This window comes from Pigmentiphaga litoralis (assembly GCF_014651835.1).
GTDB classification, from domain to species: domain Bacteria; phylum Pseudomonadota; class Gammaproteobacteria; order Burkholderiales; family Burkholderiaceae_B; genus Pigmentiphaga; species Pigmentiphaga litoralis.
In genome coordinates this window covers 100,033-121,765 of sequence record NZ_BMXQ01000001.1, presented here as the reverse complement: position 1 = coordinate 121,765, position 21,733 = coordinate 100,033, and the positions used below count along the sequence as shown (strand labels likewise).

Genomic DNA, 21,733 nt, shown 5'->3' with positions numbered 1-21,733 from the left:
GTAAACATTGCTGCGGCCGCAGGGGCGAGCACCCGCGGACAGGCCGACAGCGTTCAGGACGCCGTCAGCGCCGCCGACGATAGCATGCACGGAACAGTCGTTATCCCCGGCGCCGGTCGCCCTGAAGCCCACCCGCCAGGATCTGCGCCTTGATCAGCTCCATCGTGCCCTGCGCCAGCCGCGTCAGGGGACGCTGTGCCGACGAGGCGATCACCAGCCGACTGCCCAGATTGGGCGAGACGATATGCGCGGCCCGAAGGTTCGGCCGCTGCGCCCGCCCAAGAATGGCGTTGCGCGACAGGATGGCGTAGCCCATGCCGCGGTCGACCAGGTCCAGCAAGGACTCGATCGAATCGACTTCCAGCGTGATGTTCAGCTTGACGCCCAGGCGCGCACATTCCACTTCCGCCAGGTTGCGCAGCGCATTGGGCTGGCTGGGCACGATCACCGGCCACGCCGGCAACTCGGCCATCGGCACTTCGGCAGGCATGGGACGGTGGGGGACATCGGCGCCGATCAGGTACAGGTCTTCGGACCACACATGTTCGGAGATGACCTGCTGGCTGATCGGCGGGTTGTAGAGCAAGGCGAAGTCCAGGCGGCCCAGCAGCAGCCATTCATGCATGGACACGGTCAGCGCCTCGATCACGCCCAGCGACGCCTTGGGAAAGTGCTCGCGAAACTGGGTCACCAGATTCACCGTCATGGCCTTGCCGACACTGGGTGGCATCCCCACCACGACTTTCCCGCTGGGGGACGCGCGCTGCTCTTCGACTTCCTGCTTGGCCAGCTCCACCTGGTGCAGGATGCCCTTGCCCCGCTCCAGCAGGCGCCTGCCGGCATCGGTGGGCGAGACGCCTCGGCCATTGCGCGACAGCAGATGCTCTTTCAGTTCGACTTCCAGCTGCCGCACGTGCCTGCTGACCACAGGTTGCGACAGATTCAGCGTGATGGCCGCCCGGGTGACGCTGCCCAGTTCGACGACGCGAACAAAGCATTCCAGCTGCCTTAATTCCATGATGTGCTCCGGCGATGACCCGTCTAATGAGGATCATTCGTTTTAAACATAACAGATAGTAGAGTATTGTCTATTCTGGAGGGTCGTAAGGGCCCACAATCACTGTATTGACGACACGTAGTTTCGAGAATGTCGGCAGGACCATGCGCTGCAAAGGATCCACGCCGGCTTCCACCATAAGAGGAAGACATGAAACGCTCTATGCTCGCTCGCCTGTGCGCAGGCCTCGCCTTCGGGATGATCGCTACCACCGGCGCCAACGCCCAGGATTACCCCACCAAGCCTCTGCGCATCGTCGTGCCCTTCGGCCCGGGCGGTGTAGCGGACGTGACCGCGCGCGTCGTGGCCCAGGGCCTGGCGGAAAAGCTCGGCAAGGCGGTTGTGGTTGAGAACTACGCCGGCGCAGGCGGCATCAGCGGCGCGCAAAACATGCTGCGCAGCGACGCCGACGGCTATAGCCTGTTCCTGGTCAGCAACCAGAGCGCGGTCAGCCCGTCGATGTTCCGTTCGCTGCCGTACGATCCGGTCAAACAATTCCAGATGGTGTCGCTGATCGGTTCGTTCGACATCGTGGCGGCGGTGGATGCCAAGAGTCCGATCAAGACCATTGCCGATGCCATGGCCAGCGCCCGCAAGAACCCCGACGGCTTCAATATCGGCACGATCGGTGTTGGCAGCACGCAACAACTGTCGGCTGAACTGTTCCGCACCACGTCGGGCCTTACCGTGCCGGTGGTGCCGTTCAAGTCAAGCGGCGAAGTGCTGTCTGCAGTCCGCGGCAACAACGTCCAGGTCATGTTCGAAACGGTGCCGGCGATCATCGGCAACATCAAGAGCGGCGACCTGCGCGTGATCGGCATCGGTTCGGCCAAGCGCAACCCCATGTTCCCGGACGTCCCGACCATTGCGGAATCGGGCGTGCCCAATTATGTGGCCACCTCGTGGAACGGTATCGCGGTCAAGACGGGCACGCCGCCGGCCATCGTTGCCAAGCTCAACAAAGCGGTGCGTGACGTGGTGGCCGATCCTGCCACCAACAAGAAGCTGACCGAACTGGGCCTGACGCCGCAGACGACCACGCCAGAAGAGTTCTCGAAGTACCTCGTCACTGAAATCGACAAGTGGCGCAAGGTGATCGACACGGCCAAGATCGAAAAGCTCATGTAATGCGCAGTACCCGCGCCGGGTCATCCCGGCGCGGGGCGTTCCCCCCTGCACCACCTCTATATCCCCACACCCCATTCAAATCGCCGCCGGTGCCTGTCCGGCGCGCGTCATCCTCAGTGACCTCGGAGTTGCCATGATCGGAGTCGCAGTCAAGAACAAACCCGCCCTGCCCGAAGGCGCCGCCGCCAGGCTGGCCAAGCTGGGCTCGGCCACGGTGCACGAAGCCATGGGCCGCGTCGGCCTGCTCAAGCCCTACATGCGCCCGATCTACCCGGGCGCGTCGATCGCCGGGGCGGCCGTGACGGTGCTGGCCCAGCCCGGCGACAACTGGATGCTGCACGTTGCCGTTGAACTGTGCTCGCCGGGCGACGTGCTCGTCGTGGCCTGCACCACCGACAACAGCGACGGCATGTTCGGCGACCTGCTCGCCACGTCCCTGCAGTCGCGTGGCGTGGTCGGCCTCATCATCGATGCAGGCGTGCGCGACATCGCGACTCTGCAGGAAATGGGCTTCCCGGTCTGGTCCAAGGCGGTCAATCCGCGCGGCACCGTCAAGGCCACATTGGGTTCGGTCAACATTCCCGTCGTTTGCGCAGGCGGCCTCGTCACTCCGGGTGACGCGGTCGTGGCCGACGACGACGGCGTTGTAATCGTGCCCAATGCCCAGATCGCCGCCGTGCTGGTCAAGGCCGAAAAGCGCGCCTCTGAAGAAGAAGGCAAACGCGCCCGCCTGGCTTCCGGCGAACTGGGCCTGGACATCTACAAGATGCGCCCGAAGCTGGAAGAAGCCGGCCTCAAGTACTACGACTCGCTCAACGACGTGCCACGTTGATGCCTGGCGGGCGGCACGCGCCGCCCGCCTCCTGACTGGCCACCTCGGCCTGCCAGTCCGTGCCGACGGCACCCCGCATTCTGAATTCCTTTTATCCGGACCTGATCATGAAGACCTGCGCTGCTCCCGATCCCAATCCCGTCAAGCCCCGCGAAGCCCTGCCCGCGGGCGCGTGCGATGCCCACTGCCACGTGTTCGGCCCGGCCGCCGTGTTCCCGTATGCCGAGGACCGCAGCTACACGCCGCCCGACGCGCCGTTCGAAAGCCTGATGGCCCTGCATGACTACCTGGGTCTGTCGCGCGCCGTGATCGTGCAGGCCAGCTGCCACGGCACCGACAACACTGCCATGCTCGACGCGATCGCTCGCAGCGGCGGCCGCTACCGCGGCGTGGCCATTGTCGATGGCAACACCACCGACGAAGAACTGCAGGCCCTGCACGACGGCGGCGTCCGCGCCGTGCGCTTCAACTTCGTGCAGCACCTGGGCGGCGCCCCGGACCTGGACGTGTTCGACAAGATCGTCGGCAAGCTCAAGCCCCTGGGCTGGCACGTCGTGCTGCACCTGGACGCGCAAGACATCCTGACCTACACCGATCGCATCAACACGATCAACGTGCCGTTCGTGATCGACCACATGGGCCGCGTGCAGGCCGCCAAGGGTCTGGACCAGGCGCCGTTCAAGAGCCTGCTCGAGCTGATGAAGAATCCGCTGGCCTGGGTCAAGGTGTGCGGCGGCGAGCGTGTGTCGGTGGGCAAGCGCCCGTTTGCCGATGCCGCGCCGTTCGCCCGCGCGCTCATCGAAGCCGCGCCCGACCGCGTGTTGTGGGGCACCGACTGGCCGCATCCGAACATCTCGAAAGACATGCCGAACGACGGTGAACTGGTCGACCTGATGCTGGATTTCTGCGACACGCCGGAATTGCGCCAGAAGCTGCTGGTGGATAACCCGCAGCGCTTGTACGGGTTCGATCCGCTGTAAGGAATGCCGGCGGCGCGGTGGGTGCGCCGCCACCGCTTTTGTTGTCCGCTGCGCTGCCCCTGTTGACCGGGCAGCAAGAAAGGTCCTGTTTTTCCAGACGCCCGCCCGGTGTAATGCCGCGGTGGGCGTCGTCGATTCTGGTGTCGTCGCTCGGGGCTCGCGCCTAGCGCATGACCAGGCCGCCGTCCACGAACAGCACCTGCCCGGTCATGAAGCGGCTCCAGTCCGACGCCAGGAACAGCACGGGTCCGGTCACGTCGTCGGGCGTGGCAATGCGGCGCAATGGCGTCTGGCTCGCGATCTGCTCGCGGATCGATTCGCGGGTGCCGGCGCTGGCATCGGTGGGCCACACCAGGCCCGGCGCCACGCAGTTCACGCGGATGTTCGACGGCCCCAGGTCGGCGGCAAGATGCCGGCTGAAGCCCGTCAACGCGGCCTTGGCCGTGGCGTAGTCGTGGTACGGCACCACGGGCTGTTCGATCAGGTCGCTGGCGATATTGACGATGCTGCCGCTGGCCCGCTCGCGCATGTGCGGCAGCACCGCAAGGCAGACATTGCACGCGCCCTGCACGGCGCCGTCGAACTGTTCGCGATAGGCCGTCCAGTCCAGCTCGGCAAAGCGGCGGCGGGTGTCCGGATCAAAGCGATACGGGCGGAACGCATTGTTGACGACGACATCTATCTTGCCGGCTTCCAGCAGCACCTCGTCGATCATGGTCTGCACGGCCTGCGCGTCAGTCACGTCCGCCTTGATGGCCCATGCATCCCCCCCGGCGGCAATGCAGCGGTCCACCGTCGCGTCCGCAGCAGCGTCGTTCTGCAGATAGTTGACCGCAACAACGGCCCCTTCTTTTGCAAAGGCCATAGCAATGGCGGCGCCAATGCCGCGACTTGCGCCAGTCACCAGTACGACCTTGTTCTTGAAGTCCATCAGTTGGCCTTTGTGTGCGGAAAGAATTGCGCTTGTCGCGAATGCTTCAAGGTGCGTTCACCGTGCCGACAGCAGGTCGGTACCGATCACGTCGCGAATGCGGATGTCGCGCTCGATCAACCCCAGCTTGCGATAGGCGTCGGCGGCTGCTTGCAGGCTCTTCTCATCCAAGGTGCCCAGGCCACGTTCCTTGGTCAGCGGTGACACGGCGGATCGGTTGCGGATGTCAATGATCTCGCGATTCAGTGTCGGGTCCTGCCCGTCGATCGCGCGCTTTACGGCCAACTGTGCGGCCTCTGCCGGCTGATCGATCATCCACTGCGCACTGCGGCGATAGCCCGCTAAGAACCGACGCAGCACATCCTTGTTCTGCTGATAGGTCGACTCACGCACCACCAGAATGTCGCTGGAATAATTCAGGTAGTCACCGACTTCAATCACCTGCGGATCCCGCACCCCGCGCCGCCGCGCCAGCGCCAGACCGGTATCGGTCGCGGCGGTCGCGTCCACCTGCCCCTGGATCAACGGCGCAAAATTCAGCAGGCCCGTCACCACCACGGTCACGTCGTCCTTCTTCAATCCCGCTTGCTGCAACAGGATCTGCAGGTTCTGCAGGGTGCCGCTGGACAGGCTGTAGACGCCCACGCGTTTGCCCTTCAGATCGGCCGGCTTGCGGATATTGCTTGCCGGCAAGGACACGACGTTGAACACGTTTTGCGGATAGATGTCGTACACCGCGCGCAGCTTCTCGCCTTTGTCCAAGGCTGCGAAAAACGAACCTGGATCGGTGAAGGCGATGTCGGCCTGACCGCTCAACAGATTGCGCAATGCATCGCCACCGCCGGCGCCCGGCAGATAATTCAGCGCCAACCCTTCGGCGCGGAAAAAGCCCTTCTCTTCCTCGACCAGCAAGTGCGTGATCTCGGTAATCGGCTTGCTCCACCCGGCCAGCGTGAACGGCTGCAGGGCGGCGGGTTTGGCCTGCGCGTGCACGTCCGCCGTCGGCCAGAGCGTGAGCGTCAGCGCGCCCACGACCGACGTCAATGCAGCAGTTGCCGCCAGGGCGCCAGTGCGGCGCAGGAATGTTCTTCTCATCGTTCGACTTCCTTGGATTCAGGTGCCCGGGTTTCGGATTACCTGAGTTCGATTTACCTGAGTTCGGTGGGGCGGACCCGGTTCGGTATCTTGCCGCTCGGCTTGCGGTTCAGTTCTCCGACCTGGACGGGGCAACATAACGGCGCAGCAGAAACTGCTGCAGCCAGACCACGCCGTGATACAGCAACAATCCCTGCACGGTAATCAGCGCCAGCACCGCGAACATCAAGGGCGTATCCATCGACCCTTGTGCTGCGATGATCAGTGCCCCCAGGCCCACGCTGCCGCCAATGAACTCGCCCACCACCGCGCCCACCAGCGCCAGCACCACCGCCATGCGCAGCCCGGCCAGAATGCCGGGCAGCCCGGTCGGCACCTTGAGCCGCCACAGCGTTTTCCAGCGCGACGCGCCCAGCATGCGGAACAGTTCCAGCCGTGCCGGGTCCGCCTGACCAATGCCGGTCAGCGTGCTTTCCAACAAAGGGAAGAAGCACACCAAGGCCGTGATCACGACCATGGGCAAGGTGCCGAAACCGAGCCACACCGTCAGCAGCGGCGCCAGGGCCAGCTTGGGCATGACCTGGCTTGCGACGACATAGGGCATCACCACGCGACGCACGAAGGCCGATTCGCCCAAGGCCAGCCCGCAAGCAAAACCGATCGCACCACCGAGTGCGAGGCCCAGCAGGACCTCTACGGTGGTCTGCCAGATGTGCGGCCAGAAGTAGCCGGAAGCAAAACCGCGATACAGCGACGCGGCGACCACGCCGGGGGATGGCAGGACGAGCTGCGACCAGTCGAAGACAGTGACCGCGCCTTGCCACAACAGAAGCGCGACAAGCAGTAGTGCGGCCGACCACAGACCGGGAGACCCCGTCCATGCAGCGCGGTCGCGATTGGCAGGCGAACGCGCGATCGCGGGCGCCACCGGGGCCCCATCGCGCTTCGATTGTCCGGTCATCCGGCCATCCTCGGAACGGCTGCGCGCTCACCCGCTTCCATCACTTCGCGCAATTGCATGCAGACCGCATTGAAGTCAGCCCTGTGCCGCACGCCAGACGTTCGCGGCCGGCCCACGGTGACCGCGATATCGCACCGCAGACTGCCCTGCTCCACCACCATCACGCGATCGCCCAGGTACACGGCCTCGGCAATGTCATGCGTCACGAACAGCACCGACACGCCTTGCGATGCGCATACCGCCAGCAAGGCATCCTGCAGGGCCTCGCGCGTCAACGCGTCCAGCGCAGCAAAGGGCTCATCCATCAGCAACAGCCGAGGCTTCGGCAGCAAGGCCCGCGCAATCGCGACCCGGCTCTGCTGCCCGCCGGACAGTTGATGGGGGAATCGATGCAGCAGGTCACTCAGGCCCAGTTGCTCGAGCAAGGTCTTGGCATCAGCAATGTCCGTGGCACCCGGCTTGCGATGCAAAGACACTGGCAACAACACGTTGTCGAGCACGTCCAGCCACGCGAGCAGCGTCGGGGACTGGAAGACAAAGCCGGTCGCTAGGTCCGGCTCAAGTACCGGTTCGCCGTCAACGGAAATCGTCCCGGCATCCGGGTGCAGCAAGCCGGCTGCGAGCTTCAGCAGCGTCGACTTGCCGCAACCACTGCGACCCAGCAGGCAATGGATCGCACCGGCTGGCAGTGCCATGTTGATGTGGTCGACCACAGGGTGCGAAGACCCTGAGTAAGAAAAGCGAACATCGTTCATGCGCAGGAAGGCGTCGGCACGGGAGTCCGACACCTCACCTTGCGTGCTTACCTGACTGACCTCGTCGCGCGGCTCGGCCAAAGGGCGCCGCCCGCTCACGTTCGTTACCGGCACGGCGCCTGTGGCCGCTCCGCTTACCGGATCGCTGCTGCTGTCGCTGTTCAAATCGCCTGCCATCGCATCAATTACGGTACGAGGCGTGTGCCTCGGCAAGCGTTTCGGCAGACGCTTCGATGTCGACCATGCGCACCAGATCCAGCAGACTGAAACGACCGTCGTGATGCCAGCCCACCTCGGGCGTCGCCATCGACCCCAAGCCGCAGATACGCGTGGCGCCGGCCGCCGCCAACTGCGGCGCCAGCTGGAACAGGCGTTCCGGACTTGCCGCCACACCCACGGTCTGCAGATGCGCGCGGTGCCGCGCCAGCAAGGCCGCCACGTCATCCAGGCTATCGACCGCGACCACGCAGGCGCTGCGATTGAGCGCGCTGGGCGGCGGGGGCTGCGGCAGGTCCAGGAAGGCCAGGCTCCACGGGGCGTCCGCCGGCCCGATCACCGACACGCGCTCATCCTGCACCGCCTGGAAATCCAGCCGCTGCCGCCACGAGGCCATGCCGGCCGTCTCTTCCAACGACAAACCGCGCCGGCCATACCGGTACTGCTGCGCCGCCAGCTCGCCTGCCACCAAGTGCGCAAACGCGCGCGGCGACACCTGCGCCCCGCGCTCGACATAGAACACCTGCGGCGAATAGCAGCCCTGCTGATCCCAGCGCACCATGTCCAGCGCGGCCAGCCGCGCGGTGGCTTGCGACTGCCGCGCGTCCAGCGCCGACGCCGCCACCAGCCCCGCGCTAATCTTGTGGCCATGCGGCAGGAAGCGCACACCGGGCGGCACATGCTGCTGCCACGCGGCCAACGCGGCATCACCGCCGTACACCATCAGCACATCCACCTTGCCGCACACCGCCTGCGCCATGGCGCTATCGCTGCCGGGCCACCACAGCACGGCCAGGGCATTGGCCAGACGTGGCTCGACCTCGGCCAGCACGCGGGCAAACACGCCGGCAAACAGCGGCTCGTCACTCGACACCTTGCCCACATTGCCGCCCTTGACGAGCAAGCCCGCGACCATGCTCCACAAGGGCAAGGCCGGCACATTGCCCGCCCACACATGGCCCAGCAGACGCGGCCCGCACGCCTTGGTCCAGCCGCCCTTCACACGCGGCCGGAAGTCATCGAGCAGACCCGGATCGCCAAAATCTTCGACCAAAAAGCGCATCAACTGCGGACGGCGGAAGGACTTCAGCGCCGCGTTCAGGCCCGAGCGCACCATCTCGCGATCGAAGCCCGTGACGACAGGAAGGAGTTGTTCCAGCAACTGCCGATCGGCGTTGCTGGCATCCAGCAGTCGCGCCACCGCGCGGTCGATGGCATCCACGACATCCATCACGGGCATCGAGGCCAGCACGTTCTGCGCAGAAACGGCAACGCGGTCCGCTACTGCTGCAAGCTGCTCGGGCGTCAGCCGCGGCACCGCCAGCTCGACGTGTTCACCGTGCGCCTGGAACGACAAGGTTTCCCAAGCCATCGCGTCCGCAGCAAGACCCGGCACGTGGCAGGCCACCGCGGTCAACGGCGGGCGCGTTGCAGACCGATTGGGTGCGGAACGACGCGCAGCGTTGCCCGCGGTGCTTATGTCCGCGGTGCTCATGTCCGCAGTGCTCATGTCCGTAGTGCTCATGCCCGAGCCGCCTGCAAAAACGCATCCACCGCCATGGAACATCCCTTGGCCTGCGCGCCTTCCGCGCGGCCCAGGAGCAGAAAGCCGCCGTCCACGGTAATGCCCACGTCTTCGGTCAAAATCGTCGTGACGGAATTGAAGTTGGCCAGGTCGCAATGCGTCAACACGCCACGCTCGCCCTTCGGCACGTCCTGCCCCGTCATCGGGTCCACCGTGCGCGACCGGATCCAATGCGGCCCGGACTTGATCGCCGGCAATGTGGCATTGCCATCGTCATAGAACTGCGTGCTCAGCTCCGTCATGCCGTACATGTTGATGCACCACTCGGCCGGTACCCCAAACATCTCCGACAACTGCTTGTAGAAGTCATCCATCGCCAATTCGCGCGACTGGCCCTTGAAGCCCCCCGTGTCGAACAACCGGCTGCCCGGCGGCAACTTGACCGCAACGCCCTGCTCGCGCAACGCGTCCATGGCATGCACCAGGCTGTAGCTCGCGCCCAGCAAGGCATACGGCTCGCCCTGCTTCACCACGTCCAGCAAGGTGTCGCGCAGCGCGTTGGCATCCAGGCCGTCGGGGCCAATGAAATAGGCGCTGTCGTCCGTCCCGAAATGCTCCTTGGCCAACGCCAGGTAATGCGCAAGCGACGAGTTGGGCATCATCGCCTCGGTCGGGAACACGATGCCCATTCGCATGCGCGGCACACCCCGCATCACGCGCTCGGCAAAATGCCGCCGCATCGACAGGTCGTACACCTGCAAGTGGGGATGGTAATGACGGCCCTTCACATCGCCGCGCGTCGTGCCGCTGGTCATGAACACGCGTTCGCAGTGTTCGGGCGGCACGCAGCTCAGCGTCAGGTCCTTGAAGGCATTGATCGGCACCGCCGGAATGTCGCGCCAGTGGCGCACGGTGCGCGCGGTCTTGCCCTGCTGCTGGCAGTACCGGCGAAACGCGGCGTTGTGCTGGAACTGATGGGCGAACAGGCGCAGCGCCAATGCGTTGAAGGCAGCGTCGTCACGGTCGGCGGAGGCGGCAGTTTGCGACGCGGCATCGGTCTGCGGCGTGTCAATGAATGCAAGGAGATCCGCAAGCAGGTCGGGCGCAATGCCCGGTGCGGCGGGGTCGGCGTGTGTCACAGGGTGCCTCGTCGGAGCCTTGGCGTTCCAGGCCGGTCGAAACCGGATCCTTGCTCCGAAAGCGTGGCAGACACTCGCCATTCGCTGCCGATCCTGCGGCTACCGGCTTCCCGTCACATCAAGATCAGGGAAGTCGTGCAGGGTGCGGCCCCAAGGCCGCAGTTCGGCAGACAGCTCTTCTTACGTCGGTATGAACCGAGTCAAGTTCGCGGGTTCGGTATGGTCATCTCAGCGTCCGCAAACAACCGCGCGGACACACCCCGGAGCAGCAGGCAGTATACCCCTGCCCCGGCAACGCCGTCTTTTCGCCCGGCCTTGTATGACCCGGTGATGACGGGGCGCTGACTGGGTGCCCCCCTTGACCCGCCAGCCTTACACCTGGACGACGTTCGGGATCTGCACGTCCGGGTTCACGTCGGCGTTGTAGTCGACGCCATCGATCTCGAAGCCGAACAAGCGCAGAAAGTCCTTCTTGTAGCCCGCAAAATCCGTCTGCGTGTAAATCGACTCGGTCGTGACCTCATCCCACAGACGCTGCACTTCTTCCTGCACCGCCGGGTCCAGTTCCTTGTAGTCCGCGCGCAGGCGCCCTTCCTCATCCAGATGCGGGGTGCTGCCGTACAGGCTGTCCTTGTACAGGCCATACACCTGCTCGATGCAGCCTTCATGCGTGCCCTTGGCCTTCATGACCTTGAACAGCAACGACAGGTACAGCGGCATCACCGGAATCGCCGAGCTTGCCTGTGTCACGACCGCCTTCAGCACCGACACGCGCGCATCGCCACCCGTGGCCGCCAGCTTCTCGCGAATGCCCAGCACCTTCTGGTCCAGATCCTTCTTGGCAGCGCCAATCGAACCGTTCCAGTAAATATCGTGCGTCACCTTCTCGCCCAGGTAGGTAAAGGCAGTCGTCTTTGCGCCTTCGGCCAGCACACCGGCTTCCTGCAGCGCGTCGATCCACATCTGCCAGTCCTCGCCACCCATCACGGCCACGGTGTCGGCGATTTCCTTTTCGCTGGCCGGCTCCAGCGTCACGTCCTTGACCACTTCCTTGTCGGTATCGATACCGCGCACCGTGATCGACTTGCCGACCGGCTTGAGCGTCGAATTGAAGACTTCCCCCGTCTTGGGGTGCGTGCGGCGCGGCGATGCCAGGCTATACACCACCAGGTCCACCTGGCCCAGGTCTTCCTTGATCACGGCTATCGTGCGCTGCTTCACGGCGTCAGAGAACGCGTCGCCATTGATGCCGCGCGCATACAGACCCTTGGCCGTCGCCAGCTTTTCGAACGCGGCCGTGTTGTACCAGCCTGCCGTCGCCGGCTTCGATTCGGTCCCGGCACGTTCAAAGAACACGCTCAACGTTGCCGCATCCGACCCGAACGCAGCGGAAATGCGCGCAGCCAGGCCATACCCCGTCGAACCACCGATCACCAGCACGCGCTTCGGCCCATTGGCGATCGGACCCTGAGCGGTCACGTAATCGATCTGTTCCTTGACATTGGCTTCGCAGCCAACCGGATGGGTAGTCACGCAGATGAATCCACGCACGCGCGGTTTGATGATCATGGGGAGGCCCTTTTATCTGGAATGCCGGGCTCGCCGTGGTGGCGAGACATGCCGGGCATTGTAAATGACGAGGGCGGCCCGCAAGCCGCCCTCGATTCGCGCCTGGGAATGCGCGATGGACAAGACCCCGCCCGACTACTTTGGCGCGGGCGCCCCCGCCAGGAACCACCGGCCCAGCAGTGCGCGTTCCTCATCCGTCATGCCGGTCGCATTCGCCATCGGCATGGTCTTCTGCACCACCGCCTGCTGATACACCGCCTGCGCGTGCGAGGTCAGCGTGGCAGGCGTATCCAGCTGGATACCCTTGTTCTGCACCACCGCGTTATGACACATCGCGCAGCGCTGGCCGATGATCTGCTGCACCTGCGCGGTATCGGCTTCGGTAAATGCTGTCTTGGCCGGAGCCGGGGCAGTCACTGATGCCGGAGCAATCCAGACAGCGATCGCGATAATCAGCGCCACACCCGCAATCGGATACCCGACCTGATTCACACCCTTATGCCGCAGCACGAAATACTGGCGGATCAGCGCACCCGCCAACATCAGCACGACCAGCACGATCCAATTGTGCTTGGCCGAATACACCATGCTGTAGTGATTCGACAGCATCGCGAAAATGACCGGCAGCGTGAAATAGGTGTTGTGGACGCTGCGCTGCTTGCCCAGCTTTCCATAAATCGGATCGACCGGCTGCCCCGCCCGCATCGCCGCCACCACCTTGCGCTGCCCGGGAATGATCACCATCAGCACGTTCGCGCTCATGATCGTCGCGATCATCGCGCCGGTCAGCAGAAACGCCGCCCGGCCCGAAAACAACTGACAGGCCACCCACGACGCCAGCACGATAAATACGCTGACCGCAATGCCCACCTTCAGGTCCGACCCCTCTTCGGTGCCAGCCATCGTACAGATGACGTGATAGACCACCCAGCCCACCACCAGCATCGCCAGCGCCGCGCTGACCGCCGCCACCGGGCTCCAGTCGAACACATTCTTGTCGATCAGGTAGGTTTGCGCGTTGAACAGGTACAGGGTCAGGAAGAGCGCAAAGCCCGACATCCACGTGAAGTAGCTTTCCCAATAGAACCAGTGCAGATGCTCGGGCAACCGCTTGGGCGCCACCATGTATTTCTGGGGATTGTAGAAACCGCCGCCGTGCACCGCCCACAACTCACCCGATACGCCTTTGTTCAGGAGCGCCGGGTCTTGCGGCTTGAGGAGGCTGTTGTCGAGCCAGACGAAGTAGAAGGAAGAGCCTATCCAGGCGATGGCCACAATGATGTGGAGCCAGCGCAGCAGAAGATTGGCCCAGTCAAGAACATAGGCTTCCATGCCGATCCTGTCTGAGAGTCAATCGCTCACCACTGCGGGCGCTGTGAGCTGGATAGGTCGCGCCGAAGGTTGAAGCGCCGCGGCGACCGGAACGAAAATGCGCGGCAACCGAGAGACTGGTGCACTGCGTCATCCGGAGGGATGTTCGCGCGGGTGCTTCCGCGTGTCAACCCACAACGCACGCCTCGACGCACCAACGTTGTCGATGGCCGACGCACGAAGATCGTTGGCAGTAGGCACCCTGCACTTTGAAAGTAGTCTCGACAGCAGCGGTACACATAATGCCGCCTAGAATTTCACGCTGCTAGGTGCTCCAAGGCGGAATTCGAGATATGTTTCGTCATACGCCGAGTTCCCACTCTAGAGAGTGCACTTATGTCGACATCTTCTAAGGACGGCACTCAGATCGATGACGATTATTCGATAAACTATTTCGTGCCGCGATTATTTGTGAGAGTGCGGGCGGATAGGGTGAGTGCCGTAATCTTTTCAAGAGTAAAATGGTTCGGTCTCTATTTAATTCGTTTCGCATATTCGACCAAGGCATACATCGCAGATGAACTTTGCAAGCACCGAACGAACAGGCAGACTTGGCGAGATCGATGTTGGGCGGTTGTTCATTACGTGGTCCTGGACAGTAGGAAAAGATCTTATAGATGTTGGATATGACCTAACTGTTGAACCGGATATCGCTGAATTTGGCGGACATCGGTTCTTGGTGCAGGCTAAAGCGACTGCTGAAAACAAGAAACACGGCAACGTCATAGCTCCTGTAGCGAAGTCACGCCTCCGGCAGTACGCACGAAATCCAATACCCGTCTTCATCGTTAGGGTTACGGGAGATGGCGCACTATATTGGCTGCACGTTCAGGATTGGGCGACTGCTCACGGCAAACGTTTGTCGGGCGACGGCACAGCTAGGATAAACATACCCAAAACTCAGAGGCTGGAGGACAAGGACGACTTCGTCGCTTACCTAAAACAGATCTTCAAGCCGCTTGCCGAGAGGAGCACCGCTCTTGCAGACCTAGCAATGGAGCGAGAGCAACACCTCTCGTCGATTGACCCGCGTCTAGCCGTCAAAGTCGAAGTCAAAAACGGGCACGAGAGCTACCACTTGGCGCCAAAAGACCATTCAGTCAAAGTGCCATTTGAGCTTACGCTTGCTGGCTCTCAACGCGGCGCCGAGCAACTAGCAGAATCCGTGCGTTTTGGAACACCTGCCGAAATTGACGGGGTTTCGATACGCTTCGGCGGATCAGCGTTGATGACCGAATTGGGCATGGATGATTCGAATGTAGGGATACTGTCAATAACACCTTCTACAACGACAAAAGCAATAGTGCGTATTTATCCTGGCGAAAAATACACCATAAACTCGGCTCCACCATTGTCATTTAACTGCCGGAAGTACGCAGGTCAAGGCGGCATCGCATTTGATCCCGAGGAAGACTCGTCGCTATTTACCTTTCAGGCTCGTCTGTTGCGAGAGGGTAAGGTCACCCTCACGCTTAGCTATCGCGAAGACTCAATTTATAAGCGTCCGCTCCGAGAGCTGGATGACCTAGGACAAATTGGCGATTGGGCGCACGAGGTCCTTTCTGCCAGAACGATGCGGCTCGAGTTCTGCTTCGAGCACAAACGGATCCCCATGACTGCGTCGGAGTTTGACGTAAAAAAGCTAAGTCCACTACTCGCATATGCATCTACCCTAGGCCGCTTGAGCAGAATAGCTAGAGCTCTGGACTCAGAGTTCGTCCTTCCGAGAGAGTTTGCCTTTTCTCTTGAAGATATGAGGGATGTCAACTTGGCATACAACTTGTTGAAGGGTGAACGCTGCCCCGTTTTAATCGGGCCAATCACTATAGGCTCCGCCGCCCTACCAACCGATCTAACTTCAGCGGTATTTAGGCTGGACACTACCTTGCAGTTCATCGTTGCAGGAACTGACCTTGGAACAATACCTGTCTCGGTTGACCTTCGAAATTTTCATTCGGAGATCGACGAACAATCAGGAGAGTTACGCATGTCCCAAGGCGATGAGGGTTCGGCCTTTGCGTTTTTTCAGAGCAGGGAATTTAAGGCAAGCTGAAGACAATTATTTTCGAATCAGACAAATACGATCAACGAAATCAATAGGCGTACCCGGGTCACAGAACTAAGGTTGACCGACTAGAACCGGTCAAATTCTTGCCTGCAGCACCCGCGCCCGCCGCTTCTTCGCCCAGATCACCACCCCCGTCACCGATAACATCGCCACCATCAACCCCATCAACGACATCATGATCCGCCCCGGCATTCCCAGAATGCGTCCGGAATGCAGCGGGAACTGCAACTGCACGAACACATCGGCCACCGTTCCCTTCCAGGGCTGGTTCTCGCTCAGCACTGCGCCGGTGTTCGCATCCAGATAAAGATTCGACAGGCCCATGCCGCCCTGGTCATGATCGCCGCCAGGGTTAAAGAACGACACGTTATAGAACCCATACCGCCCTTCGTAATACACCCCACCCGGCGGCGTGGCGAAGCCGCGTTCCTTCGCGGCCAACGCGGCCATCGGCACGACTTGCGCGAAGCTCAGTTTGGGTTCGATGAATGTCCCTAGCGGCGCCATCGTTCGCGTCTCATACGGCCCAGGCGTGGTCTTGGAAACCAAAGACAGCACCGGATAAAACACCTCGCGGTACAGATTCAACGAGAACGAGGTAAAGGCCACCACAATGATGATGCCCCACACCCACAACCCGCCTGCCCGGTGCAGGTCAAAGTTCAGCTTGTAGCCCCCTGCCCTCCGCCGCACCATCCACGCGGGTTTCCATCGTTGCCACCAGGTCGCGGCATCACGCCGATGGGGAATCGAAGGCAGCCGCAGTTTGCGCGGTGTCGTCAGGTAGAAGCCGACAAAGCTGTCGATCAGCCAGATCAGCGCGACGGTGCCCATGATCCAGTAGCCGATGCGGTCGGTGCCCCACATGCTGGGGATGTGCAGGCTGTAATGCACCGTCCGCAAGAACGGCATGAGGTTTTCGCGGGACAGGGACACGGCGGTGGTGTCGCGTTGGCCGGCGATTCTGGCGGTGACGGGGTCGACGAAGACGGCGTTGTAGCCGAGCGCGTAGGGGGTGCCGGTGGCGGGGTCGATGCGGGGTTCGACGAAGTAGCCGGCGTTGTGGCCTTCCTCGAAATTCAGGGCGACGTAGGTGACGCGGGCGCGCGGGTCGGCGGCTTCGATGGCGGCGGCGAGGTCCAGGGGGTTCCGGAATTCGCCGCGGCTGTCGGTTTTATAAAGATCCTCGTTCAACCACTCGTCGAGTTCGTGGTCCCACGAGGTGATGGCGCCGGTCAGGCCGGCGACGATGAGGAACAGCGCAACCGTCAGGCCCGCCCATCGATGAATAAGGGTCAAGGCCCTGCGCATGGGTGTGTTTCCTTAGAAGTCGATGGTGCCGGTCACGTAGAACGTCCGCGGCGCGCCCAGCACGAGGTAGTTCGACCCCGGCGAGCCGCCTGCCGATGCCCAGTAGTTGCGGTCGAACAGGTTGTCGATGCGTGCCCGCATCGTCAGCGTGCGGTTGTTGCCGATGTCGATCAGGTAGCGCGCGCCCAGGTCGAAGCGGGTCCATGACGGCACGGTTTGCGTGTTGGTGGCGTTCGCGAACTGCTTGGACGTGTAGACCGCGCGGGCGTTGACGGCCAGGTTGCGTACGCCTGGGATGTCCCATTCGGCGCCAATGTTCAACTGGCGCTCCGGCACGCCGATGACGTCTTTGCCGTCCGTGGCGCCGTTCTGGGTCTTCGTCTGCTCGGCATCCAGCAAGGTCAGGCCGCCCAGCACGCGTACGCCGCGTACCGGCTCGCCGTACACGGAAAATTCCAGACCGCGATTGCGTTGCTCGCCATACGGGCCGAACAGAACGGTGGGCATGGCGCCAGGAGCGACCACGTTAGGCGTGTAGCCAGAGATGGGCTGGGTCGTGTGGAAGAACGCCACGCTGCCCCCGATACGGCCCGCATCGAACTTGGCGCCGATCTCCTTTTGCTTGGCAACGTAGGGGGCAAAGATTTCGCCTCGATTGCTGACCTCGAAGTTGCTGGTCAATGCAGGGGCTATCGGACCGCGCACCAGGCCTTCGATGTAGTTGCCGTACACCGACATCCAGTTGGTGGCCTTGAAGATGACGCCTGCAACCGGCGTGATCCTGGTCTTGTCCGACGTGGGCGACGGAGCCAGCGTGGTGTAGGCGTAGCTGGTCTGCTCGAGTGTCTGGCGGCGCAGCCCCAAGGTGAGCAGCACCCGGTCGTCATAGAACGCCAGGGTGTCGGCCAACGCGAAGCTGCGGGTCTCGACCTTGTTGGTCAACGACGGGTTGGTCATGTCGTTGGACGGCGTTCCCAGCCCGGCAGGCAGCCGGTCGATGGGCGCGTACAGGTTGCTCAATGTGGCATTGGCTGCAGGCGCGGTCACGAAGGCGTTGGCGGACCGCGAGTTGTACGTCGTAACGGACGCGACGATTGTGTGCCCCACGCTGCCAGTGCGCACCTTGGCACGCAAGCCAATTTCGCCGGTGCTGATGCGGTCTTCGCGCGCGTTATCGAAACGCGAGGCCGTGGTATCCCCCGCGGCGTTCAACACCCGCGGATTGGCCAACGAATTGAATTCACTCCCTCGCCGCACCCCGCCCGCCGCCCACGCCGTCACCTGATCGGTAATGTCGTATTCGCCACGCAAGGTCGCAAACGTGTCGCGTTCCTTGGCGACCGTCCAAGGCTGCGCAAAGTTGGACGACGCATCTGGCGCGCGCGGGATCGGCGCGCCGGCCAGGGGCGTGACACTGGGCCGACCTGCGTTCAAGGTGCTGTTCTGGTAACCCACGTCGGCGGACAGACGCGCCCGCGAGCCGCGCCAGTCCAGGCCGATGCCCATGGCCGACACTTCGCGTTCTTCGCGATCCACACCCGTCCCGCCATCGCGGCGAGCGCCGATCAGCCGCAGGCCGACGCTGTCGTCCGGACCAAAACGACGGGCAAAGTCGAAGTTGACCGACTTCTGGCCGCCGGTCTGCAGGCCGAAGCCCACGCGGTTCAGCGGTTCGTTGGGCGCGCGCTTGGGCAGCAGGTTGATGGCGCCGCCGATGCCGCTGCCGGCCGGTGCCGCGCCGTTCAAGAAGGTGTTTGCGCCGCGCAGGACTTCGACGCGTTCAAAGAATTCGGACGCGATGTATTGGCGGGGGAGCATGCCGTACAGGCCGTTGTACGAGATGTCGTCCGAATACACCGGAAAGCCGCGCACCACATACAGTTCCTGGAAGTTGCCGAAGCCGCGCGCGCTGCGCACCGACGGGTCGTTGAGCAGCACGTCGGCGACGCTTTGTGCCTGCTGGTCCTGGATCAGCTCGTTGGTGTAGCTGGTGCTGGTGAACGGCGTGCTCATGGTGTCGAGGTTGCCAAGGATGCCGACACGGCCGCCGCGAGCCACCTGCCCGCCTGCGTAGGCTTCCGGCACGCCTTCGGCCGAGGCGTCGGCGCTGGCGTTGACGTTCACGGTCGACAGCGTGGTGGCTTCGGCCGACGGCTGTGCCGCAGACGGCGCCGTTGATTGCGCCGTTGATTGCGCCGTTAATTGCGCATGAGCGCTGAGCGTTTGCAGGGCGAGCAAAGTCGCGATCATGTGGGGGCGGAGGATGAAGCGGCGAGCAGGCATGAACGCGGTCCGGGGTGGATGTAAATGAGAACGCGTATTGTTACAGAAAATCGGCACACGTGTCGTATTTTTACGGACAGGGATATCCCGGGGACCGCGGTCGTCGACATGCTGCAACGCATGTCGGGAGCTGATCGGACCGGTCGGCTAGAATCTCAGCCCGTCGCCTCACTTCACCCGCCGAACCATGTCCACTCTGCCCGCCCAGCACGTCCGCGCCGCCACCCCTGCCGACGTCGGCCCGATCACCGACCTGATGCGCGGCTTGGCCGAGTACGAAAAACTGACGCATCTGTTTATTGCGACCGACGAACTTCTGCAGGACGCGCTGTTCGGCCCGCACCCTGCCGCGGAATGCCTGACGACCGAGGTCGATGGCGCCGTGATTGGGTACGCCCTCTTCTTTCACAACTATTCGACCTTCCTTGGCCGCAAGGGGCTCTATCTGGAAGACCTGTACGTGCATCCAGACCATCGCGGCAAGGGCCTTGGCAAGGCGATGCTGACGCGTCTGGCCGCGCTGGCGGTGGAACGCGGGTGTGCGCGCTTCGAGTGGAGCGTGCTGGACTGGAACCAGCCAGCCATCGATTTCTACGAGGCGATGGGCGCGGTGGTGATGCCGGAATGGCGCATCGTGCGCATGACGGGGGACGCGCTGGAGTCGCTGGCGAAAAAGGACTGACGCAAGGTCGATCGCCCCGGCAAGACGAAAAAAAAGCCGACTCACCCGAGTCGGCTTTTTCCATGCACCGTGCGAAAAATCACACCTTGAAGGTGCCCACCAGGCGATCCAGGCGTTCCGCCATGTCGCGCATTTCCTGCGCCGACCGGGCCGTCTCGCCCATTGCCGCCGTGGTCTCTTCCACCATCTGCGCAATGCTTTCGACTTGCTGGGCAATCGACGTGCTGGCCGCCGATTGTTCCTTGGTGGCGTTGGCCACTTCACGCACGCGTTCCAGCGACGCATCGGCGCTCAAGCGGATTTCGCGCAGCGACACGGCCACCTGATCCGCCAGTTGCGTGCCTTCCGTCACCATCGGCAGGATGTGCTCCATGGTTTCGGTCGATTCGGACGTCTCGCGCTGCACGGCGCTGACCATCTCTTCGATTTCGACCGTGGCAGACGAAGTCCGCTCGGCCAGCTTGCGCACTTCGTCGGCCACGACGCTGAAGCCACGGCCTTGCTCGCCGGCGCGGGCCGCTTCAATCGCGGCGTTCAGTGCCAGCAGGTTGGTCTGGCCTGCGATTTCCTTGATCGATGCGGCGATCGAATTGATCTGCAGCGCGCGGGCTTCCAGACCGCGGATCTTTTCTGATGCTTCGCCCACGGCGGTCGCAATGCGCTTCATGCCATCGGCTGCGCCCGTTACCTGCACTTCACCGTCGCGGCACTTCTGGGCCACGCCTTCGGAATTGCGCTGCGTTTCGATCGCGGCGTCCGAGATGTGGGCGACCGACACGGTCAGCTCTTCCACCGCCGCCGCCATCGACGATGTCGCATCGCTTTGCGCCGACGATGCTGCCGTCACTTGCGCAACCGACTCGGCAATACGCTGCGAATCACGCTTCATTTCCACCGCTTCGTCACGCACCTTGGAAATCAGGCCGCGGACCGATCCCGACATGGTCGCGAAACCGTGCAGCACGCTGCCTGGTGTCGAGTTGGGCAGGGGTTGCGACAGATCGCCGTGGGCTGCGCGGTTCATGACGGCAATGACGTCGCTCGGCTCACCGCCGATCTGCGACAGCACCTTGCGCGAGATCACCCAGCCACCGGCCAGCAGGATCAGGGTCAGGATTACGGCCAGGATGGCGCCGTGAATGATGCGCTCGCGCACCATCTGCTGCAGGTCGTCCATGAAGACGCCGGTACCGATGGCCCAGCCCCACGGCTCGTGCAGCTTGTAGATGTTCAGCTTGGGCGACGGTTCGGTGCCGCCCGGGCGCACGAACTGGATATTGATGAAGCTGGTGCCGCCGCCGGCGCGCATGGCAGCGATGCGTTCGGCCATCACGGCCGTCGGATCGCGCTTGTCGCCGCTGCGGGTGATCGAGTTGGATCCTGCAAACGACGGGTTGCCGCCGTTCATCACGATGATGCCGCTCGATGCCGTCACGAAAATGTATTCGGACCGGCCGTCCGTGCCGCCGTAGCGCATGCCCATCAGCGATTCGATGGCGGCGGCCTGGGCCGCTTCCTGCGACAGCTTGCCGGCCTGTTGCTGTTGATAGAAGTGATTGACGACGCCCCAGGCCGACTGCGCCACGGACGTGATTTCGGTCTGCTTGGTGGCGATCATCAGCTGGCGTTCGCTGTAGATCGACCACGATTGCACGCCCACCAGCAGCAGGACTGCCAGTGCAACCATGGCCAGCAGCTTGGTGCGCAGGGTGGACCCACCCGTGCGTGGGGCCTTGGCCGCGCGCGGCTCCGCGGCCAAGGAAATTCCCGAATCGTGCAGTACTGCGCTCATGCCATCCCCTGTTGCCTGCCCGAACATCGCCACCAGGG

General features: G+C 63.0%; 17 protein-coding genes. 5 read left to right on the top strand and 12 right to left on the bottom strand.

Annotated features, from left to right (window positions below; genetic code table 11):
* Positions 1–100: 100 nt before the first annotated feature.
* Positions 101–1,018: a LysR family transcriptional regulator gene (locus IE116_RS00505; RefSeq protein ID WP_189608857.1), complete on the bottom strand. Its 918-nt coding sequence runs from the start codon at positions 1,016–1,018 to the stop codon at positions 101–103.
* A gap of 189 nt (positions 1,019–1,207) precedes the next feature.
* Between IE116_RS00505 and IE116_RS00500 the strand changes: the two genes are divergently transcribed.
* The 3 genes from IE116_RS00500 (at position 1,208) to IE116_RS00490 (ending at position 3,997) form a co-directional block, all read left to right on the top strand.
* Positions 1,208–2,185, top strand: coding sequence for a Bug family tripartite tricarboxylate transporter substrate binding protein (locus tag IE116_RS00500; protein WP_189608855.1), 978 nt, complete (start codon positions 1,208–1,210; stop codon positions 2,183–2,185).
* Positions 2,186–2,318: 133 nt separating this feature from the next.
* A complete protein-coding gene (locus IE116_RS00495) occupies positions 2,319–3,017 on the top strand; it encodes a 4-carboxy-4-hydroxy-2-oxoadipate aldolase/oxaloacetate decarboxylase (protein WP_189608853.1) in 699 nt (232 codons plus the stop codon).
* Between the two features lie 107 nt (positions 3,018–3,124).
* Positions 3,125–3,997, top strand: coding sequence for an amidohydrolase family protein (locus tag IE116_RS00490; RefSeq protein WP_189608851.1), 873 nt, complete (start codon positions 3,125–3,127; stop codon positions 3,995–3,997).
* A 163-nt stretch (positions 3,998–4,160) separates the two neighbouring features.
* Here IE116_RS00490 and IE116_RS00485 read toward each other — a convergent pair whose 3' ends face one another.
* From IE116_RS00485 to IE116_RS00450, 8 genes are all read right to left on the bottom strand, one after another.
* Positions 4,161–4,928 carry a 3-oxoacyl-ACP reductase gene (locus tag IE116_RS00485; RefSeq protein WP_189608848.1) on the bottom strand — a complete coding sequence of 256 codons (768 nt, stop codon included), beginning with the start codon at positions 4,926–4,928 and terminating at the stop codon, positions 4,161–4,163.
* Between the two features lie 57 nt (positions 4,929–4,985).
* Positions 4,986–6,023, bottom strand: coding sequence for an ABC transporter substrate-binding protein (locus tag IE116_RS00480; RefSeq protein ID WP_189608845.1), 1,038 nt, complete (start codon positions 6,021–6,023; stop codon positions 4,986–4,988).
* 109 nt (positions 6,024–6,132) lie between these two features.
* Positions 6,133–6,984 (bottom strand): ABC transporter permease, encoded by an 852-nt coding sequence (locus IE116_RS00475; RefSeq protein ID WP_189608843.1) that lies wholly within the window; start codon positions 6,982–6,984, stop codon positions 6,133–6,135.
* Positions 6,981–7,904 (bottom strand): ABC transporter ATP-binding protein, encoded by a 924-nt coding sequence (locus tag IE116_RS00470; RefSeq protein WP_308428192.1) that lies wholly within the window; start codon positions 7,902–7,904, stop codon positions 6,981–6,983. The genes IE116_RS00475 and IE116_RS00470 overlap by 4 nt, the downstream gene beginning before the upstream one ends.
* Positions 7,905–7,920: 16 nt before the next feature.
* Positions 7,921–9,480, bottom strand: a complete 1,560-nt coding sequence (locus IE116_RS00465) for an acyl-CoA reductase (protein WP_308428191.1) — start codon at positions 9,478–9,480, stop codon at positions 7,921–7,923.
* Positions 9,477–10,619, bottom strand: a complete 1,143-nt coding sequence (locus IE116_RS00460) for a LuxE/PaaK family acyltransferase (RefSeq protein WP_268249224.1) — start codon at positions 10,617–10,619, stop codon at positions 9,477–9,479. Before IE116_RS00460 ends, IE116_RS00465 begins: the two co-directional genes overlap by 4 nt.
* Before the next feature lie 372 nt (positions 10,620–10,991).
* Complete coding sequence (gene fabV / locus IE116_RS00455; RefSeq protein ID WP_189608840.1) at positions 10,992–12,188, bottom strand: enoyl-ACP reductase FabV; 1,197 nt, start codon at positions 12,186–12,188, stop codon at positions 10,992–10,994.
* Positions 12,189–12,323: 135 nt separating this feature from the next.
* Positions 12,324–13,520: a urate hydroxylase PuuD gene (locus IE116_RS00450; protein WP_189608838.1), complete on the bottom strand. Its 1,197-nt coding sequence runs from the start codon at positions 13,518–13,520 to the stop codon at positions 12,324–12,326.
* Between the two features lie 556 nt (positions 13,521–14,076).
* Between IE116_RS00450 and IE116_RS00445 the strand changes: the two genes are divergently transcribed.
* A complete protein-coding gene (locus IE116_RS00445; protein WP_189608836.1) occupies positions 14,077–15,612 on the top strand; it encodes a DUF4365 domain-containing protein in 1,536 nt (511 codons plus the stop codon).
* A 90-nt stretch (positions 15,613–15,702) separates the two neighbouring features.
* On the opposite strand, the gene IE116_RS00440 is transcribed toward IE116_RS00445, so the two are convergent.
* Both IE116_RS00440 and IE116_RS00435 read right to left on the bottom strand, forming a co-directional pair.
* Complete coding sequence (locus tag IE116_RS00440; protein WP_189608834.1) at positions 15,703–16,938, bottom strand: PepSY-associated TM helix domain-containing protein; 1,236 nt, start codon at positions 16,936–16,938, stop codon at positions 15,703–15,705.
* A 12-nt stretch (positions 16,939–16,950) separates the two neighbouring features.
* The gene (locus tag IE116_RS00435) at positions 16,951–19,221 is read right to left on the bottom strand and encodes a TonB-dependent receptor (RefSeq protein ID WP_189608833.1); all 2,271 of its coding nucleotides are present in this window, start codon (positions 19,219–19,221) and stop codon (positions 16,951–16,953) included.
* Between the two features lie 187 nt (positions 19,222–19,408).
* On the opposite strand from IE116_RS00435, the gene IE116_RS00430 reads away from it, so the two are divergent.
* Complete coding sequence (locus IE116_RS00430) at positions 19,409–19,903, top strand: GNAT family N-acetyltransferase (RefSeq protein ID WP_189608831.1); 495 nt, start codon at positions 19,409–19,411, stop codon at positions 19,901–19,903.
* Between the two features lie 79 nt (positions 19,904–19,982).
* On the opposite strand, the gene IE116_RS00425 is transcribed toward IE116_RS00430, so the two are convergent.
* On the bottom strand, positions 19,983–21,695 hold the full coding sequence (locus IE116_RS00425; protein ID WP_189608829.1) for a methyl-accepting chemotaxis protein: 1,713 nt from the start codon (positions 21,693–21,695) through the stop codon (positions 19,983–19,985).
* Positions 21,696–21,733 lie beyond the last annotated feature (38 nt).

Bases quoted from the DNA above. Each gene is read 5' to 3' on its own strand.
- IE116_RS00490 (WP_189608851.1), top strand. From the start codon at position 3,125: ATGAAGACCTGCGCTGCTCCCGATCCCAATCCCGTCAAGCCCCGCGAA.
- IE116_RS00440 (WP_189608834.1), bottom strand. From the start codon at position 16,938: ATGCGCAGGGCCTTGACCCTTATTCATCGATGGGCGGGCCTGACGGTT.
- IE116_RS00430 (WP_189608831.1), top strand. From the start codon at position 19,409: ATGTCCACTCTGCCCGCCCAGCACGTCCGCGCCGCCACCCCTGCCGAC.
- fabV (WP_189608840.1), bottom strand. From the start codon at position 12,188: ATGATCATCAAACCGCGCGTGCGTGGATTCATCTGCGTGACTACCCAT.
- IE116_RS00465 (WP_308428191.1), bottom strand. From the start codon at position 9,480: ATGAGCACTACGGACATGAGCACTGCGGACATGAGCACCGCGGACATA.
- IE116_RS00445 (WP_189608836.1), top strand. From the start codon at position 14,077: ATGAACTTTGCAAGCACCGAACGAACAGGCAGACTTGGCGAGATCGAT.
- IE116_RS00435 (WP_189608833.1), bottom strand. From the start codon at position 19,221: ATGCCTGCTCGCCGCTTCATCCTCCGCCCCCACATGATCGCGACTTTG.
- IE116_RS00425 (WP_189608829.1), bottom strand. From the start codon at position 21,695: ATGAGCGCAGTACTGCACGATTCGGGAATTTCCTTGGCCGCGGAGCCG.
- IE116_RS00480 (WP_189608845.1), bottom strand. From the start codon at position 6,023: ATGAGAAGAACATTCCTGCGCCGCACTGGCGCCCTGGCGGCAACTGCT.
- IE116_RS00505 (WP_189608857.1), bottom strand. From the start codon at position 1,018: ATGGAATTAAGGCAGCTGGAATGCTTTGTTCGCGTCGTCGAACTGGGC.
- IE116_RS00485 (WP_189608848.1), bottom strand. From the start codon at position 4,928: ATGGACTTCAAGAACAAGGTCGTACTGGTGACTGGCGCAAGTCGCGGC.
- IE116_RS00450 (WP_189608838.1), bottom strand. From the start codon at position 13,520: ATGGAAGCCTATGTTCTTGACTGGGCCAATCTTCTGCTGCGCTGGCTC.
- IE116_RS00495 (WP_189608853.1), top strand. From the start codon at position 2,319: ATGATCGGAGTCGCAGTCAAGAACAAACCCGCCCTGCCCGAAGGCGCC.
- IE116_RS00500 (WP_189608855.1), top strand. From the start codon at position 1,208: ATGAAACGCTCTATGCTCGCTCGCCTGTGCGCAGGCCTCGCCTTCGGG.
- IE116_RS00475 (WP_189608843.1), bottom strand. From the start codon at position 6,984: ATGACCGGACAATCGAAGCGCGATGGGGCCCCGGTGGCGCCCGCGATC.